Here is a 17,218-nt window from a genome sequence, read left to right on the forward strand (position 1 = left end):
TGTCGGGGTGTCAACCGGGGTTGACAGAACGGCCGCGTCAACCTACGTTGACAACATGAGTCAGGCGACGGAACTCGCGGCGGCGGCCGGCAGCACCGACCCGAAGGTCGGCCTGCGGGCGGTGCTCGCCCTGCGCCGGCTGCTCGAACGGCTGGAGGTGGTCCAGGTGGACAACGCCCGACGGCAGGGCTGGTCCTGGCAGGAGATCGCCGACGCCCTCGAGGTCAGCCGGCAGGCGGTCCACAAGAAGCACGCCGGGCGACCGGCGGTCCGCGGAAGCTGGGAGGCGTGATGTTCGAACGGTTCACCGACCGGGCCCGCGCGGTGGTGCGGCACGCGGTCGACGAGGCGCGCACCGAGGGCCGGCGCCCGGTCGGCACCGAGCACCTGCTGCTCGGCATGCTCGCCGACGGCGACAACCTGGCCGTGCGGGTGCTGTCGGCCGGCGGCATCCGGGCCGACGACCTGCGGGCGGCGGTGGCCCGGCACACCGCGCACGGCGTCGACGGCCTCGGCGCGGCGGACGCGGCGGCGCTGCGCGAGATCGGCATCGACCTCGCCGCGATCGTCGCCCGGATCGAGGAGTCCTTCGGCCCGGACGCGCTGCGCGAGGCGGCCCCCGCCCCGCGCCGGTGGTGGGGTCGCCGCCCCGACAACGGCCGGTTCTCACCCCGGGCCAAGAAGGTGCTGGAGCTGTCCCTGCGGGAGGCGCTGCGGCTGCGCCACCACCACATCGGCACCGAGCACATCCTGCTCGGCCTGCTACGGGAGGGCAACGGACTGGCCGCGCTGGTGCTCACCGAGGCCGGGGCCGACCTCGACGACCTGCGCCGGCGGGTCGAGGCGGCCCTGCGCACGGCAGCCTGACCGATCCGGCCGGTCACCGTCACGGGGCCGGCCGGTTTCAAACCTGTTTGCGGTTCTCGCAACGTCCGCGCCCGCCGGGTCGCTGAGCCGCCCCGGTTGCTGCACACTGGCGCCGTGGACGGTGGAGACGAGAAGCGCGCGGTGACCGCGGAGAACCACACCCCGCGCTCGGCCGTGGTGGTCAACCCGGTCAAGGTGACCGATCTCGACGAGTTCCGCCGGACGGTGGACGGCGCTCTCGCCGCCGCCGGCTGGCCCGAGCCGACCTGGTACGAGACCACGGTCGAGGACCCCGGCCGGGGCCAGGCCGCGGCGGCCGTCGAGGCCGGCGCCGAAGTCGTCTTCGCCTGCGGCGGGGACGGCACCGTGATGGCCTGCGTCACCGCGCTGGCCGGCACCGACGTGGCCCTCGCCGTGCTGCCCCAGGGCACCGGCAACCTGCTCGCCGCCAACCTCGGCCTCTCCAACGACCTCGCCGCCGGGCTGGAGGTCGCCGTCGAGCGGGGCATGCGCCGCCTCGACGTCGGCGCGGTCGGCGACCAGTGCTTCGCCGTGATGGCCGGAATGGGCTTCGACGCGCAGATGCTCGACTCCACCTCCGAGACGACCAAGAAGCGGATCGGCTGGCCGGCCTACCTGGTGGGGGCGGCCAAGCACCTCCGGGACCGGCCGATGCGGGTCTCCCTCCGGATCGACGGCGGGCCACCGCTGCGCCGGCGGGCCCGCTCGGTCCTGATCGCCAACGTCGGCCGGCTCCAGGGCGGGGTACGCCTGCTCACCGACGCCGAGCCGGACGACGGCTGGCTCGATGTGGCAGTGCTCACCCCGCGGACGCTCGGCCACTGGCTGGCCCTGGGCTGGGCGGTGCTGCGGCGGCGCGGCAGCGTGCCCCGGATGGAGGTGTTCCGGGGCCGCAGTGTCGAGATCACCAGCAACCGGGCCCAGCCCCGGCAGCTCGACGGTGACCTGATCGAGCCGGGCCGTTCGTTGAAGGCCGAGATCCAGCCCGGGTCGCTCTGGCTCTGCGTGCCGCGGCCGGCACGCCACCCCGACCTGGCGGTGGACGCCGACGCCGCCGCCGAGCGCGGTGAGCGGCTGGTCGAGGAGGGCCGCCGTGAGTAGCACCAAGCTCGTCCCCGAGACCCGGCTCATGGCGGAGAACGAACTCTCCGCCGACGACGCCTGGCGCACCCTGCGCCGGCACGGCGGCTGGCACCTGCTCCGGGACGCCTTCATCCGGTTCCGCTACGGCGACGGCTTCAGCCACTCCCGGGCGTTCGCGTTGCAGCTCTGCCTGGCCGTGGTGCCGTTCCTCATCGCGCTCACCGGCCTGATCACCGACCTCGGCGTCGATGAGGGCGGCAAGGTGGTCGCCGACACGGTGCTGGCGATCACCCCCGGCCAGAGCGAGTCCGTGGTGCAGGAACTGCTGGCCGACACCGAGCGCACCGAGCGGGCCGGCGAACTGGCGCTGACCCTCGGTCTGCTGACCGGCCTGGTCGCGCTCACCACCACCATGGCGCAGATCGAGCGGGGCGCGAACCGGATCTACGGGGTCGAGCGGGACCGCCCGGCGCTGGCCAAGTACCTGCGCGCCGCGGTCCTGGCGCTGATGGCGGGCGTGCCCGCGCTCACCGGGTTCCTGATCCTGGTCGGCGGCCGGGCGATGGGCGACTCGGTGCGGCGGCACTACGACTGGGGCGACTTCGCCCACGCCGCCTGGGACGTGATCCGCTGGCCGCTCAGCCTGGGCCTGACCGTGCTCGCTGTGGCGGTGCTGTTCCGGCACGCGCCCCGGCGCAAGCAGCCCGGGCTGTCCTGGCTCTTCTTCGGCGCCGGCATCGCCACCGCGCTCTGGTGGCTGGCCAGCCTGCTGCTCGCCGCCTACGTGAAGTACAGCGGCGGATTCGGCCAGACGTACGGCGCGCTGACCGGGATGATGGCCCTGCTGGTCTGGGCCAACCTGACCGGGATGGCGCTCTTCGGCGGGCTGGCCTTCGCCGCCCAGCTGGAGGCCATGCGGATCGGCGTGGAGGAGCCCGCCCAGCCCGACCTCTGGGAGCCGGAGGCCGAGCGCGAGGAACTGTTCGACACCGGGGACATGACGGCCCTCTGACGGCCCGGCGTGTACGCGGAGCGGGAATCGGGTACAGCGCGCCTCGCAGAGGACAAGGGAGGTGCGGGGTGACCGCGGTCAAGGAGGCGACGCGCCGTCCGCTCGGCCACTTCGCCGAGCGGAGCCTGGCGGGGCTGCTCGTGGTGGCCGGCGCGGGCGTCGGATTCGGCGTGCTGCTCATGCTCGTGCGGTTCCACTGGGGGCCGCTCTACCACGCCGACCACGAGGCGGCCGAGTGGTTCAACGGCCTGGTGGCGCCGCACCACCCGCTGGTCACCGTGCTCCAGGCGGTCACCGACCTGGGCGGCCGGCCGGTGCTCATCTGGCTGATCACCATCGCGGTGGTCGGCCTGCTGATCCGCCGCCAGTCCCGGCTCGCCGTCTACCTGATCATCACGGGGGTGGGCGGGCTGATCCTCGACCCGTCGCTCAAGGCGCTGGTCGGGCGGCTGCGCCCGGTGGTGGACGTGCCGGTGGCCAGCGCCCCCGGCAACAGCTTCCCCAGCGGTCACGCGCTCGGCTCGTTCGTCGCGTACGGGGCGCTGCTGCTGGTGTTCCTGCCGGCCGTGGCGCCGCGCTGGCGCAAGCCGGCCATCGCGATCGCCGCCGTGCTGGTCCTCCTGGTCGGGCTGACCCGGATCGCGCTGGGCGTGCACTTCGTCTCGGACGTGCTCGGCGGCTGGCTGCTCGGCGCGGCCTGGCTGGGCGTCACCGCGTACGCCTTCCGCCTGTGGCGGCGCGAGCGCGGCCGGCCGGTGCCCCCGCTCACCGAGGGCCTGGAGCCCGAGGCGGGGCAGGAGATCAAGCCGGCGCCGGCCGAGGAGCACGTGCTGGATCATCCCCGCTCGTCGGTGGCGGAGCTGCTGGTCGGGTGGGTGCTGGTCTTCGGCGCGCTCTACGCCTTCGGCATGTACGTGAGCTACCACGCCAAGGGCACGATCTTCGACACGCTGGACACCGAGGTCCCGCGCTGGTTCGCCGACCGGCGCACCGACGGGCTCACCGACCTGAGCTGGTGGTGGAGCAAGTTCGGCGACACCCACGCCATCCTGCTGGTCTCGCTGGTGTTCTGCCCGATCGTGCTGGCGGTCTGGAAGCGCTGGCGGCCGGTGCTCTTCGTGGTGCTGGCGATGTTCGGCGAGCTGAGCCTCTTCCTGGCCAGCGCCCGGGTGGTGGAGCGGCCCCGCCCGCCGGTGGAGAACCTGGACGGGCAGATGCCCACCTCGTCCTTCCCGTCCGGGCACATCGCGGCGACCATCTGCCTGTGGACCGCCATGGCGATCATCGTGCTGCCCCGCACCGACCGCTGGTGGCGCTGGCTCTTCGTGGCGATGGCCGTGATCATGCCGGTCGGGGTGGCCACCTCCCGGATGTACCGCGGCATGCACCACCCCACCGACTTCATGGGCGCGATCCTGCTCGGCGCCCTCTGGCTCTCGCTGCTCTGGTGGGTGGTCCGCCCCAACGAGGACGTACGCCGGGGCAACCGGCCGGCCATCGAGTCGGAACAGGTGCACGAGCTGGACGACGAGCTGGCCCGGGCCGGCCGGGAGGACTGACCGGGCGCCGATGCTGCGAGTGATGACCTGGAACATCCGGACCGGCGGGCGGGACCGCGACGGCACCGACCGCCGGGACCGGATCGTCGCGGTGGCCACGGCACAGCGCCCCGACCTCCTGGCCCTCCAGGAGCTGCGCGGCCTGGACCGGGGCGGCGGGCTGGCCGACCTGGCGGACCGGACGGGGATGGTGCCGCACCTGGCCCGGTCCTGCTTCGGGCAGCCGGTGGCCGTCCTGGTCCGCCCGCCGCTGCGGGTGCTCCGCGCCGGCCGGCTACGGCGCCCGTTCCACCACGCCACCGCCCGGGTGCAGGTGGCCACCGGGGCCGGCCCGCTGACCCTGTTCAGCACGCACCTGAACCCGTACTCGGGCGGGCGGCGGCGGATGGAGGCCGACTGGCTGGCGGTGGCGGTGCGGCGGACCGGGGGAGCGCTGGCCCTGCTCGCCGGCGACCTGAACACGCTGGAGCCGGCCGTCGACCACACCGCCCGGCTGGCCGGCCTCGCGGCCCTCTACCGGCGGCGTCACCTGCGCCGCGACGGCCGTACCGTCGACACCCGCGCGGTGGCCCGGCTCCTCGACGCCGGCCTCGTGGACCTCTGGCCGCACGCCGGCGGCGGCGAGTCGGACGGGCTGACCGTGCCGACCCGGCACGGCGGGGCCGAGTTCGCCGGGATGCGGCTGGACTACCTGCTCGCCACCCCGGCGCTGGCCGCCGCGGCCCGCGCCGTCCGGGTGGTCCGCGGCGGCGACGCGGACAGCGCCTCCGACCACTACCCGGTCGTCGCCGACCTGGCGCTGGCCCCGGCCTGACGGCGCGCCCTAGTTCGCCAGGTCGGAGACGACGATGGCGATGAAGATCAGCGTGACGAGCTCGCTGATCACCCAGGAGTGGGCATTGGCCCAGTCGCGCAACCGGGGCAGGGCGGCGGTGGCCCGCTCGCCGAGCAGCAGCAGCGCGAGCAGGGGCAGGGCCAGCAGCAGGACGGTCAGCACCAGGAACGGCAGCAGGTGCCACCAGGGCCGGTCGTGCCCGGCGAGGGTGCCCGCCACGGAGGCCATGGTGACCTCGTCGGTGGGCATGGCGAGGAAGAGCAGCACCCCGAGCCCGAACGCGAACGCGGGCCGGGGATCCTCCAGCCGGGCCATCCAGGACGGCGGCCGGCTGCGCCGGCGGCGCAGGAAGATGATCACCATGAGCGCGACCAGCAGCGCCAGCACGATCCCGTCGATCAGGTGCCGGCTCCCGCTGTCGCGCGTGCCGTCGCCGACGCCGCGCCGCAGGGCCCGGAACACGCCGTACCAGACGGTCAGCGGCACCAGGATGCCCAGCGCCGCGCCCAGCAGGAAAGCCGCCGAGCTGCGCCGTGGGCTGCGGCTGGCGGCCAGGAAGACCGCGCTGATGAGCTGCGGCCCGGCGATCATCACGATCGCCAGCGGCAGCACGCTCGCGAGGTTCACGCCCTCATTCTGTGGAGGGCCACCGGGGGCGCGGGGCGGTTTCAGACGAGCAGGTTCAGCAGCACGGTCAGCACGACCGAGGCGACGATCGAGAAGAGGATCATCAGCAGGCAGCCCAGGCCGCCGCCGACGGGCCGGATCTCCGTGTTTCCGATGCGCATGGACTCACCTTCGCAGGACGGGCGCCAGCAGGCCGCGGATCGCCTCGGCGACCGGGCCGGGCGCGGTGGTGGCGACGTTGTGCGCGGCGCCCGGCACGGCGGCCGTCCGGGCGTCCGGGACCAGGCGGGCCGCCTCCGCCCGCCAGCCGGCCGGGACGACCGGGTCCCGGGCGCCGGTCAGCACCAGCGTCGGCGCGGTGATCCGGACCAGGTCCGCCTCGATGGTGTTGTGCACCGAGTGGGACAGGGTGGCGAGCACCCGCCACGGGCGGGCGTCGAGGACGTCGCGGAGCAGGATCGGCGTCTGCCACTTCGCCTCCCGCAGGGTGTCCACCAGCCACCGGCCGAACTGGGCGCGCCGGGAGCGGGCGGCCGGGTCGCTCGTCGGACCGGCCAGCACCAGCGCGCCGACCAGGTCGGGCCGGCGGGCGGCGAGCGCGGCGGCCACCTCCGCGCCGAACGAGTGGCCGAGCAGGCAGACCGGCCCCAGCCGGTACGCGGCCAGCCACTCCGCGAGGAACGCGGCGTGCCGGGACACGTCGTACGCCGTGCCGGGGCGCTCGGTCAGCCCGAAGCCGGGCAGGTCCGGCACGTACACCGGGTGGGTGGCCGACAGCGCCAGCGCCAGCGGGGTGAGGTAGCGGTGCGAGACGGCGAGGCCGTGCACCAACACGATCGGGGTGCCGTCGCCGCCCGGGTCGGCCGACCGGCGGGTGTGCGTCCGCAGTCCGTCGACCAGCCGGAACTCGCTGGTCAGGCCGGCGGCCGGCCGGGGTGCCGCGAGGGCCAGCCGCAGCTCCGCCGGCCCGAAGCGCCCCGGCGGCGACGGCCGCACGGCGGGAGCGGTCACAGCTCGCGCAGCCGGGGCAGCAGTTCCTCCTGGGCCCAGTCCAGGAACATCGGCTGGCTGTCCCCGCCGACCTGGACCAGCGCCACGTGGGTGAACCCCGCGTCGACGAACTTCTTGAACGCCTCGACGTGCCGGTCGGTGTCCGGCCCGCAGGGGATGCCATCGGCCACGTCCTCCTCGCGGACGAATTGGGTGGCCGCGGCGAAGGCGTCCGGGCCGGGCAGGTCGGCGTTGACCTTCCAGCCCAGGCCGAACCAGCGGAACTGGTCGTGCACGATCTTGCGGCACTCGGCCTCGTCCGGGCCGTAGCAGATGGCCACCTGCCCGTAGCGGGGGCGGCCCGCGCCGCCGGCGTCCTCGTACATCTCGACCAGGTGCGGCAGCGGGTCGGTGGCGATCATGGCGTCGGCGTACTCGGCGGCGAGGGTGGCGGACTGCCGGCCCGAGGCGGCCACGGCCATCGGCACGGGCCGCTCCGGCCGGTCCCAGAGGTAGGCGTCGGGCACGTCGAAGTGGTTGCCGGAGAAGGTCAGCGTCTCGCCGTTGAGCAGCGGCCGGATGATCTGGAGCGCCTCCTCGAACATCTCGTGCCGCTGCTGCACGTGCGGCCAGCCGCCCACCACGTGCTCGTTGAGGTTCTCCCCGGCGCCGAGGCCCAGGGTGAACCGCCCGTCCGAGAGCACCCCGACCGTGCTGGCCTTCTGCGCCACCACGGCCGGGTGGTAGCGCCGGATCGGGCAGGTCACGAAGGAGAGCAGCTCGGCCCGGCTGGTGGCGTGGGCGACCGCGCCGAGCACCGACCAGGCGTACGGGGAGTGGCCCTGGGAGTCCAGCCACGGGTAGTAGTGGTCGGACATGACCAGGTGGTCGAAGCCGGCGGCCTCGGCGCGGACGGCGTGGTCGACAAGCTGCTTGGGGCCGGCCTGTTCGCACATGAGGGTGTAGCCGACGTTGACCATGGCGCATCTCCTTCCGGGCGGATCGTCACCGGATACCCCGCGCAGCGGCGGTCAACCCTGGTGTCCGCTTCGGTGGCCGGGCGTCTTGACGCCGGCCGGGTTGCTGCCTACGGTCAGGCTTAACCGGTTCAGACCCGGGTGGCGCACCATCCTGTGGTGGGGATGACCGCCCCTGTGGCGGCCCGTGGCGACATGGGCCGTCACAGGACGCCACTCCGAACGGCCGATCAGCTTAACCGGTTGCCTTCCGCGTCCCATCGCCCTACGCTGATGCCTGCGTCCGCCGGGAGTCGGGCGGCGGCTGTCGGGCTCAGCCGCCACGCCCTCGTCACCATCACCGCACCCCCACCTGGGCACGGGGGAGACCTCCCTGAGGACAGCCATGAAGAAGTTGCTCTCCGTCGCGGGCGCCGCCCTGCTGACGGTCCTCGCCGCCGTGTTCGCCTTCGGGCAGCCGGCGCACGCCGCCGCCGGCTTCTCCGTCGCGGGCGGCAAGCTCTACGACGCCAACGGCACCGAGTTCGTCATGCGCGGGGTCAACCACGCGCACACCTGGTACCCGCAGCAGACCTCCTCGTTCGCCAACGTCAAGGCGCTCGGCGCGAACACCGTGCGGGTGGTGCTGGCCAGCGGTGACCGCTGGACGAAGAACAGCGCCGCCGACGTCGCCAACGTCATCTCGCTCTGCAAGGCCAACCGGCTGATCTGCGTCCTGGAGGTGCACGACACCACCGGGTACGGCGAGCAGAGCGGCGCCATCACCCTGGACCGGGCGGTCGACTACTGGCTCAGCATCGCCAGCGCCCTCCAGGGCCAGGAGAAGTACGTGATCGTCAACATCGGCAACGAGCCGTACGGCAACCAGGGCTACGGCACCTGGGCCACCGACACCGCCAACGCGATCAAGCGGCTGCGGGCCGGCGGCCTCACCCACACGATCATGGTGGACGCCCCGAACTGGGGCCAGGACTGGTCCTTCACCATGCGCGACAACGCCGGCTCGGTCTTCGCCGCCGACCCGCAGAAGAACACCGTCTTCTCGATCCACATGTACGGCGTCTTCGACACCGCCGCCGAGATCACCGACTACCTGGGCCGGTTCCGGACCGCCGGGCTGCCCATCGTGGTCGGCGAGTTCGGCTTCAACCACTCCGACGGCAACCCGGACGAGGACACCATCCTCGCCTACAGCCAGGCCAACGGGATCGGCTACCTCGGCTGGTCGTGGAGCGGCAACGGCGGCGGCGTCGAGTACCTCGACATGGTCACCAACTTCGACCCGAACCAGCTCACCAGCTGGGGCCAGCGGATCTTCAACGGGGCCAACGGCATCAGGGCCACCGCCAGGGAGGCCTCGGTCTTCGCCGGCACCTCGCCGAGCCCCACCACGAGCCCCACCATCAGCCCGACCCCGACCACCAGCCCGACCACCGGACCCACCCCGCCGCCCGGTGGCTGCACCGCCAGCTACACGATCGTCAACTCCTGGCAGGGCGGCTTCCAGGGTGAGGTCAAGGTGACCGCGGGCGCGGCCGCGATCACCGGCTGGACGACGAAGTGGACGTTCGCCAACGGCCAGACCGTCAGCCAGTCGTGGAACGCCACGGTCAGCAGCAGCGGCTCGGCGTACACCGCCCGCAACGTCGACTACAACGGCCGGCTCGGCGCCGGGGCCAGCACCTCGTTCGGCTTCATCGGCAGCTGGAACGGCAGCAACGCGATCCCCGCGGTGACCTGCACCGCGAGCTGAGCGCCGACGCACCACCGGTGGCCGGGTCCGCGCGGACCCGGCCACCACCCTTTCCGGGTACGGCGGCGGTCAGCCCCGGTTCGCCAGGCGGGCCGCCCGCATCCGCAGGTACTCCTGTTCCGGGCGGCTCGTGGTGCGGCCGGCGGCGGCCCGGTAGTGCGTCACGGCCGCGTCCCGGTCGCCGGCCATCTCGTACAGGTGGGCCCGGGCCGCGTCGAGGCGGTGGTGGTCGGTGAGCCGGGGGTCGGCGGCCAGCGCGGCGAGGGCGTCCAGCCCGACGGCCGGGCCGTGCACCATGGCGGTCGCCACCGCCCGGTTGAGCGACACCACCGGGCTCTCGGCCAGCCGCTCCAGCACCTCGTAGAGGGCGAGGATCTGCGGCCAGTCGGTCCGCTCCGCGGTGGGCGCCTCGTCGTGCAGGGCGGCGATGGCGGCCTGGACCTGGTAGGGCCCGACCGGGCCCCGCGCCATGGCCCTGGTGACCAGCGCGGTTCCCTCGGCGATCGCGGCGGCGTCCCACCGGGACCGGTCCTGGTCGGCCAGGGAGACCAGCTCGCCGGACGGGCCGGTCCGGGCGGCGGCCCGGGCCTCGGTGAGCAGCATCAGGGCGAGCAGCCCGGCCACCTCGCTGTCCCCGGGCAGCAGCGCGTGCATGGCCCGGGTCAGGCGGATCGCCTCCTCGGAGAGGTCGACCCGGCGCAGGTCGTCCCCGAGGCTCGCGGTGTGCCCCTCGGTGAAGATCAGGTAGAGCACGTGCAGCACCGCGGCGAGCCGGGCCTGCCGCTCCTCCTCGGCCGGCATCCGGAACGGCAGGCCGGAGGATCTGATGCGCTGCTTGGCGCGGCTGATCCGCTGCGCCATGGTGGCCTCGGGGACGAGGAAGGCACGGGCGATCTCGGCGGTGCTGAGCCCGCCGACGGCGCGCAGGGTCAGCGCGATGGCCGACGCCGTGGACAGCGTGGGGTGGCAGCAGAGGAAGAGCAGCACCAGGGTGTCGTCCCGCTCCGCGGTCAGCGGCTCGTCGGCGGCCGGCGCGGTCCGCCGGTCGTCGCCGCCGCGCCGGGCGGCCCGGTCCTCCCGGTCCCGGCGGGCCGCCTCACCCCGGACCAGCTCGATCATCCGGCGGTACGCGACCTGCACCAGCCAGCCGCGCGGGTGGTCCGGCAGCCCGTCGACGGGCCACTGGGTGGCGGCCGCGAGCAGCGCCTCCTGCACGGCGTCCTCGGCGGTGGCGAAGTCGCCGAACCGGCGGGCGAGCACGCCGAGGACCTGCGGCGCCAGCTCGCGCAGCAGGTCCTCGACGGTATGGTCCGGGGCGCCCAGGGGTCAGAGCTCCTGCGGCGGCGCCGACATGACGGGGTGCACCTCGATCGGCATGTTCAGCGGCCGCCCGCCCGGCCCGGGCGCGGTGGAGATGTGCGCGGCGATCTCCACGGCCCGCTGCGGTGTCTCGCAGTCGACGATCCACCAGCCGGCCAGGAACTCCTTGGTCTCCGCGAACGGCCCCTCGGTGACCACCGGCGCGCCGTTCTCGCCGGCCCGGACGATCCGCGCCTGCTGCGGCCCGCCCAGGCCCTCGCCCTGCACGAACTCCCCGTCCGCGGCCAGCTTCGCGTTGACCTCCCGCATGAACCCGATGTGCGCCTGGATCTCCTCCGGCGTCCACGTGTCGATCGAGGGGAAGTCGGTCCCGGCGGCGCTGAACTGCATCAGCAGCATGTACTTCACGGTTGGCTCCTCACGCCCGAGCACCGATTGTCGGTGCTTCCACCCTCCGGTAGAAGCCGCCACCCCGCCGCTCGACATCCGCGCCGAGAAATTCCCAGAAATTTTCCCGGAGCACGCTCAGTCGGCCGCCGTCAGCTCCAGCAGCAACGCCTGTTCCGGGTGCAGGGCGGGCAGTTGCAGCCCGACCGAGCCGAGCACCGACCCGCTCAGCGTCACCCCGCCGTCCGAGGCGAGCCACCCCGGCGGGGCCAGTTCCAGCAGCGCCGGCTCCGGCACTCCGGCGGGCGGACGGACCAGGTAGCGCCGCGCGGGATCCAGCCCGGGCAGCCTGACCGCGCCGGGCACCTGCGCCGCCGAGGTGGCCAGCCGGGAAACCGCGTACACCGCGTGGGAGCGGTCGTGGGCGACCACGCCGTGGGCCTGCACGGCCGGGTCCGGGTGGTCGACCCGGACCACCCGACCGCCGTGCAGCAGCGGGCGGAGCCGCTTGTGCAGCGCCACCCAGGCGGCGAGCTCGGTCCGCTCGGTCGCGCTGATCCCGCTGATGTCCCACTCGATGCCGTGGTGGCCGAAGAGCGCGGTGACCGCCCGGAAGCCGAGGTCGTGCACCCGGTGGGTGGTGTGCGAGCGCTCCGGTCCGATGTGGGTGCCGATCAGCTCCGGCGGGAGCAGCAGCCCGGTCCAGCGCTGGATGGAGAGCCGTTCCAGGGCGTCGTTGCAGTCGCTGGCCCAGACCCGGTCGGTCCGCCGCAGGATCTCCAGGTCGACCCGGGCTCCGCCGGACGAGCAGCTCTCGATCTCCAGACCGGGGTGCCGGGCGCGCAGCTCGTCGAGGAGCCGGTAGACCGCCACGGTCTGCGCGTGCACCCCCGGCCGCCCGGCGTGCCCGGCCTCGGTGAGGTCCCGGTTGTGGTCCCACTTGAGGTACGCGATCCCGTCGTGCTCGCGCAGCACCGCGTCGAGCCGGCCGAGCAGGTGCGCGTACGCGTCGGGGTGGGCCAGGTCGAGCACCTGCTGGTGCCGCCACTCCGGCGGCAGCCGGCCGGGCGCCTGGAGCACCCAGTCCGGGTGGGCCCGGAACAGGTCCGAGTCCGGGTTGACCATCTCCGGCTCCACCCACAGCCCGAACTGCATCCCGTGCTTGCGGACGTGGTCGATGAGGGGTTGCAGCCCGTCCGGCCAGACGTCGTCGTCGACCCACCAGTCGCCGAGCCCGGCCCGGTCGTGCCGCCGGCCGCGGAACCAGCCGTCGTCCAGCACGAAGCGTTCCACGCCCACCTCGGCGGCCCGGTCGGCCAGGCCCTTCAGCCGGTCGAGGTCGTGGTCGAAGTAGACGGCCTCCCACACGTTCAGCGTCACGGGGCGCGGGTCGCGCGGGTGCTCCGGGCGGGCCCGCAGGTGGGTGTGCAGCACGTCGCTGAGCCCGTCCAACCCGTCGGCGGAGTGCACCGCGTACAGCAGGGGAGTGGCGTACTCCTCGCCCGGGCCGAGCCGGATCTCGCCGGGGGTGAGCAGCTCACCGCCGCCGAGGGTGGCCTCGCCGGTCGGCCGGCGCTCGGCGACCGTGACGTGGTCGCCGCTCCACGCGGTGTGCACGGCCCACACCTCGCCGTGCCCGAAACCGAACCCGGGGGTGCCGGCGACCAGCAGCAGGGTGGCGTCGTGCCCGGTCCGGCCGTGCCGCCCCTCGCGGACCCAGGCGCCCATCGGCCACGGGTGCCGCTGCGGCGCGCGCTCCCGGCACCAGCGCCCGGTCAGGTCGAGCAGTTCGGCGGCGACGGCCGGCACCGGCAGCACCGGCGTCAGCTCGCGTACCTCGTAGGGCCGGTCGCCGTCGTTGCGCAGCCGGTGCCGCACGGTGAGCAGCCCCGCCGTGCTCAGGGTGATCTCGACGGTCAGGGACAGCCCGGCGCCCGGGTCCGCGGCCCGCACGGTCACCCGCGCGGCCCCGGCTCCGCCGTGGTCCCGCTCCTTCCCGGGTACGCGCACCGCGTCCCCGCCGTCGCCACGCGGGTCGTCCACGTCGACCGTGTCGAGGCGGAAGGCGGTCGACCAGTCCCGGCCGTCCCGGTGTCCGGCCAGGCCGGGCCGGCCGCTCCAGCCGGCGCTCGCCTCGGGCAGCAACGACAGCACGGTCGGCGCGTCGAAGCTGCTCGGCACGACGGGCGGGACGGTGGCGTCGACCAGCGCGGGCAGGTCGTCGGCGGGCAGCGGCCCGAGGTCGGCGCCCCAGTGCACGACCCGGGGCAGGCCGGGGCCGCGCGCGTCGAGCACCAGGCTGGTCCGCGCGCGGCGCAGGTGGACGATGCTCATCCCTTGCTGGCTCCCAGGGTGAGACCCCGGACGAACTGCTTCTGCAACAGGAAGAAGATGACCAGGGTGGGGATGGCGACCAGCACCGAGCCGGCCGAGACGAGGTTGTTGTCGGTGAAGAACTCGCCGCGCAGGTTGTTCAGCGAGCTGGTCACCGGGAACTTGTCGCCGGTACGCATCAGCACGGTGGCCCAGAAGAACTCGTTGTAGATCCAGGTCACCTCCAGCGTCGCCAGCGCGGCCAGGGCCGGCCGGCACAGCGGCATGGTCACCTGCCAGTACTGCCGCCAGACGCTCGCCCCGTCGACCATCGCCGCCTCGTACAGCTCGTGCGGCAGGGCCTTCATGTAGTTGCTCAGCACGAAGACGCAGAAGCCGCACTGGAAGGCCACGTTGACCAGGATCAGCCCCCAGTAGCTGTCGTAGAGCAGCTCCGAGTCGCTCATCCAGGCCGGCAGCGGCACCTCGGTGAACATCCGGAACAGCGGGATGAGCAGGGCCTGCTGCGGCAGCAGGTTCGCCGCGGTGAACAGGCCGAGCAGCGCGATGTTGAGCTTCCAGCTGAACCGGGCGATCACGAACGCCACGCAGGAGGCGAGGAACAGGGTCAGCAGCACCGCCGGCACGGTGATGTACACCGAGTTGAGGAAGTGCTTGCCGAACTCGGCGGTCCGCCACGCGGTGACGTAGTTGTCGAGCGTCCAGCCGCCGAGCGACACGTAGCCGTGGCTGGCCGTGTACTCGTACGAGCGCAGCGAGGTCAGCACCGCCCAGAGGATCGGGAAGAGCCAGCCGACCGCCACGGCCGCGAGGAAGACGTGCAGGACCACCCGGGCCGGCCGCAGCGGCCGGCGGCGGGTGGACGGCGCCGAGGTGTCCGGCGCTCGGGTCAGGGTCGCGCTGCTCATCGCCGGTCCTCCCGCATCACGGTGAACAGGTAGAGGGTGATGAAGACCAGGGAGACGACCAGCATGATGGTCGCCAGCGCCGAGCCGAAGCCGATCCGGCTCGCCTCGCCCACCACGTTCTGGGTGACCAGCGCGGAGAGCAGCTCCAGTCCGTTGCGGCCCTTGTTGATGACCCAGACCAGGTCGAAGGCGCGCAGCGACTCGATCACCGTCACCACCAGCACGATGATGTTGATCGGTCGCATCACCGGGAAGACCACCCTGAAGAAGGTGCTGGCCTCCGACGAGCCGTCCACGGCGGCGGCCTCGCGCAGCGACGGGTCGACGCCCTTCAGGCCGGCCAGGTAGAGCAGCATGATGTAGCCGACGTGCCGCCAGCCGGCGGCGAAGAGCACCGCCCAGATGTTCACGTTCGGGTCGCCGTACCAGTCGGTCTGGCTGCCGAGCAGCGCGTTGAGCAGGCCCTGGTCGCGGCTGTAGATGAGCTGCCAGACGAAGCCGATCAGCGCCAGCGAGAGCACCACCGGCAGGTAGAGCGCGGTCTGGTAGAACCGGCTGCCGCGCAGTTCCTTGTCGAGCAGCACGGCGAGGAACATCCCGAACGGGGTGGCCACCACGAAGAGGGCGGCCAGCCAGAGCAGGTTGTTCTGCACCGCAGGCACGAACGGCGGGTAGATGTTCACCACGTCGTCGTAGTTCTTCAGGCCGACCCAGTCGATCTCGCCCAGCGGGCCGATGCCGTCCCAGTCGGTGCCGGAGAGCAGCACGGTCGCCGCCGCCGGCAGCCAGACCAGGCCGACGACGAGCAGCAGGGGTACCAGCACCATCAGCGTGATCACCACGCGGTCGGTGCGGGAGAGGAGCCGTAGCCGGCGGCCGCGACCACGCGTGGTGGTGGTCGCGGCCGGCGGCGGCACGGCGCGATCCGCTTGGATCAGGGGCAGGTCGGACATGATGTCCTCCCCCTTCCGCCGTCAGCTGGTGAAGATCGACTTCTTCTGGTTCTCGATGCTGGTGAGCAGCCCGCTGATGTCCTTCGGGTCCTTGATGAACTGCTGGAGCGCCGGGATCATCACCGTCGAGGCGAAGTCCGGCCGGGTGTCGCGGTCGAGGAACTGGGCGATCTCGGTGGCCGAGCCGACCAGCTCCGCGGCCTTCTTCTGCAGCGCGGTGTAGCCGCTGGTGTCGGCGCCCGTGTTGGCGACCAGGGTGCTCGGGTCGTTCTTGACGGTGATGTTCGCGGCGTCCTTGGAACCCACGTACTCCAGCAGCTTCTTGGCCGCGGTCTCGGACTTCGGCTTGCGCGCCATCATGTAGCCGTCGATCGGCGCGTCCAGGGCCTTCGCGCCGATGGTCGAGTCGACCTCGGGGAAGGTGAAGAAGTCCAGGTCGTCCTGCTCGTCGTTGTTGAACTGCTGGGCGACGAAGAGGCCGAGCAGGTACATGCCGCTCTTCTTCTGCTGCAGCGACTGGGCGGCCTCCTGCCAGGTGCGGCCCAGCGAGTCCGGCTGGTGGATCGGCAGCAGCCCGGCCCAGGTGTCGAAGACCTTCTTGACCTTGTCGGAGGTCCACGCCTCCTTGCCAGCCATCAGGTCGACGTGGAACTGGTAGCCGTTGATCCGCAGGTTGAGGATGTCGAAGGTGCCCATCGCCGGCCAGCCGTCCTTGTCGGCGAAGGCGATCGGGTTCAGGCCGTCCTTCTTCATCTGCGCGCCGAGGTTGTTCAGCTCGTCCAGGGTCTTGGGCACCTGGTAGCCGCGCTGCTGCCACACCGACTTGCGGTAGAAGACCGCCCACGGGTAGTACGAGGCCGGAACGAAGTACTGCTTGCCGTCGTCGCCGGTGGACGCCTTCTTGAACGCGTCGGAGTAGCCGGAGAGCTTGCCCCACACGTCGCTGAGGTCGCCCGCCAGGCCCTTCGCGGCGAAGAACCGCATCCGGTAACCGGCGAACCACATGAACACGTCGTCCGGCTTGCCCTGCAGGTAGTTGTTGATGTTCTCCTGGAACGTGTTGTGGTCGACCGTGTTGATGTTGGCCTGCACGCCGGTCGAGGTCTTGAAGCCGTCCATCACCTTGGCGATGACGTCCTTCGGCTTCGGGTCGGACTGGTTCGACCCGAGCGACACGGTCTTGGCGTCCGCGCCGCCGGAGTCGGAGTCGGATCCGCAGCCGGCGAGCAGTCCCGTGCCGAGCAGCGCGCCCGCGCCGGCCGCGCCGGCCAGCAGCGAGCGGCGGTTCAGGCCGGCGACGGACGGGGGTACGAGTCGGGCGAGGTACTCGGCTTGCGAGCGGGGACGGGACATTGTGCCTCCTGCGTGGAAGAGGTGCGCTGCGCCCAAGGGCCGTGACGGGTGGCGGGGATCGGTGTTCGTGTCGACCGACGTAGATCCACCGTGAATCCACATGTCCGAACACAAACAGCCGGTGGCGGTTGAAGCTACCCCTTGGTTCGGCGCTGTCAAGAGGGCAGAAGGACAGCGATAACCCAGTTGTGACACGGGGATGCGGCGGTAAACGTTGGAATCTCTGTCGATGTTGGAAA

15 protein-coding genes and 2 pseudogenes are annotated in these 17,218 nt (G+C 72.7%); 8 read left to right on the plus strand and 9 right to left on the minus strand.

What is annotated here, in order from left to right:
- Positions 1–55 precede the first annotated feature (55 nt).
- The 7 genes and pseudogenes from IEY96_RS29820 to IEY96_RS29845 all read left to right on the plus strand — a co-directional run bounded on the left by IEY96_RS29820 (position 56) and on the right by IEY96_RS29845 (position 5,356).
- Positions 56–292: an HTH domain-containing protein gene (locus IEY96_RS29820; RefSeq protein ID WP_089010418.1), complete on the plus strand. Its 237-nt coding sequence runs from the start codon at positions 56–58 to the stop codon at positions 290–292.
- Positions 292–495, plus strand: a pseudogene (locus tag IEY96_RS33485) (Clp protease N-terminal domain-containing protein); the annotation flags it as partial. The gene IEY96_RS29820 and the pseudogene IEY96_RS33485, both read left to right, overlap by 1 nt.
- A gap of 168 nt (positions 496–663) precedes the next feature.
- Positions 664–867 (plus strand): annotated as a pseudogene (locus IEY96_RS33490) (Clp protease N-terminal domain-containing protein); the annotation flags it as partial.
- Positions 868–981: 114 nt separating this feature from the next.
- Complete coding sequence (locus IEY96_RS29830) at positions 982–1,989, plus strand: diacylglycerol/lipid kinase family protein (RefSeq protein ID WP_189198138.1); 1,008 nt, start codon at positions 982–984, stop codon at positions 1,987–1,989.
- Positions 1,982–2,983 (plus strand): YihY/virulence factor BrkB family protein, encoded by a 1,002-nt coding sequence (locus IEY96_RS29835; RefSeq protein WP_189198139.1) that lies wholly within the window; start codon positions 1,982–1,984, stop codon positions 2,981–2,983. The genes IEY96_RS29830 and IEY96_RS29835 overlap by 8 nt, the downstream gene beginning before the upstream one ends.
- 68 nt (positions 2,984–3,051) lie before the next feature.
- A complete protein-coding gene (locus tag IEY96_RS29840) occupies positions 3,052–4,542 on the plus strand; it encodes a phosphatase PAP2 family protein (RefSeq protein WP_189198140.1) in 1,491 nt (496 codons plus the stop codon).
- A gap of 10 nt (positions 4,543–4,552) precedes the next feature.
- Positions 4,553–5,356, plus strand: coding sequence for an endonuclease/exonuclease/phosphatase family protein (locus IEY96_RS29845; protein ID WP_189198141.1), 804 nt, complete (start codon positions 4,553–4,555; stop codon positions 5,354–5,356).
- Positions 5,357–5,365: 9 nt separating this feature from the next.
- Here the strand turns inward: IEY96_RS29845 and IEY96_RS29850 are convergent, their stop codons facing one another.
- The 3 genes from IEY96_RS29850 to IEY96_RS29860 form a co-directional block, all read right to left on the minus strand.
- Entirely contained in the window at positions 5,366–6,004 is a 639-nt protein-coding gene (locus IEY96_RS29850) for a GAP family protein (RefSeq protein ID WP_189198142.1), read from the minus strand.
- Positions 6,005–6,169: 165 nt separating this feature from the next.
- Entirely contained in the window at positions 6,170–7,015 is an 846-nt protein-coding gene (locus IEY96_RS29855; RefSeq protein WP_229791974.1) for an alpha/beta fold hydrolase, read from the minus strand.
- Positions 7,012–7,974, minus strand: a complete 963-nt coding sequence (locus IEY96_RS29860; RefSeq protein WP_189198143.1) for a TIGR03557 family F420-dependent LLM class oxidoreductase — start codon at positions 7,972–7,974, stop codon at positions 7,012–7,014. Before IEY96_RS29860 ends, IEY96_RS29855 begins: the two co-directional genes overlap by 4 nt.
- A 382-nt stretch (positions 7,975–8,356) precedes the next feature.
- On the opposite strand from IEY96_RS29860, the gene IEY96_RS29865 reads away from it, so the two are divergent.
- Positions 8,357–9,724, plus strand: a complete 1,368-nt coding sequence (locus IEY96_RS29865; RefSeq protein ID WP_189198144.1) for a cellulase family glycosylhydrolase — start codon at positions 8,357–8,359, stop codon at positions 9,722–9,724.
- A gap of 69 nt (positions 9,725–9,793) precedes the next feature.
- Here IEY96_RS29865 and IEY96_RS29870 read toward each other — a convergent pair whose 3' ends face one another.
- The 6 genes from IEY96_RS29870 to IEY96_RS29895 form a co-directional block, all read right to left on the minus strand.
- Entirely contained in the window at positions 9,794–10,984 is a 1,191-nt protein-coding gene (locus tag IEY96_RS29870) for an RNA polymerase sigma factor (protein WP_229791975.1), read from the minus strand.
- Between the two features lie 66 nt (positions 10,985–11,050).
- Positions 11,051–11,443, minus strand: a complete 393-nt coding sequence (locus IEY96_RS29875; protein ID WP_229791983.1) for a YciI family protein — start codon at positions 11,441–11,443, stop codon at positions 11,051–11,053.
- Positions 11,444–11,569: 126 nt separating this feature from the next.
- Positions 11,570–13,765, minus strand: coding sequence for an alpha-galactosidase (locus IEY96_RS29880; RefSeq protein WP_189198146.1), 2,196 nt, complete (start codon positions 13,763–13,765; stop codon positions 11,570–11,572).
- Entirely contained in the window at positions 13,762–14,673 is a 912-nt protein-coding gene (locus IEY96_RS29885) for a carbohydrate ABC transporter permease (protein ID WP_189198147.1), read from the minus strand. Before IEY96_RS29885 ends, IEY96_RS29880 begins: the two co-directional genes overlap by 4 nt.
- Positions 14,670–15,626, minus strand: a complete 957-nt coding sequence (locus IEY96_RS29890; RefSeq protein ID WP_189198148.1) for a carbohydrate ABC transporter permease — start codon at positions 15,624–15,626, stop codon at positions 14,670–14,672. The genes IEY96_RS29885 and IEY96_RS29890 overlap by 4 nt, the downstream gene beginning before the upstream one ends.
- Positions 15,627–15,647: 21 nt before the next feature.
- Positions 15,648–16,979, minus strand: a complete 1,332-nt coding sequence (locus IEY96_RS29895) for an ABC transporter substrate-binding protein (RefSeq protein ID WP_189198149.1) — start codon at positions 16,977–16,979, stop codon at positions 15,648–15,650.
- Positions 16,980–17,218 lie beyond the last annotated feature (239 nt).

This window comes from Micromonospora fulviviridis (assembly GCF_014648395.1).
GTDB lineage: Bacteria > Actinomycetota > Actinomycetes > Mycobacteriales > Micromonosporaceae > Micromonospora > Micromonospora fulviviridis.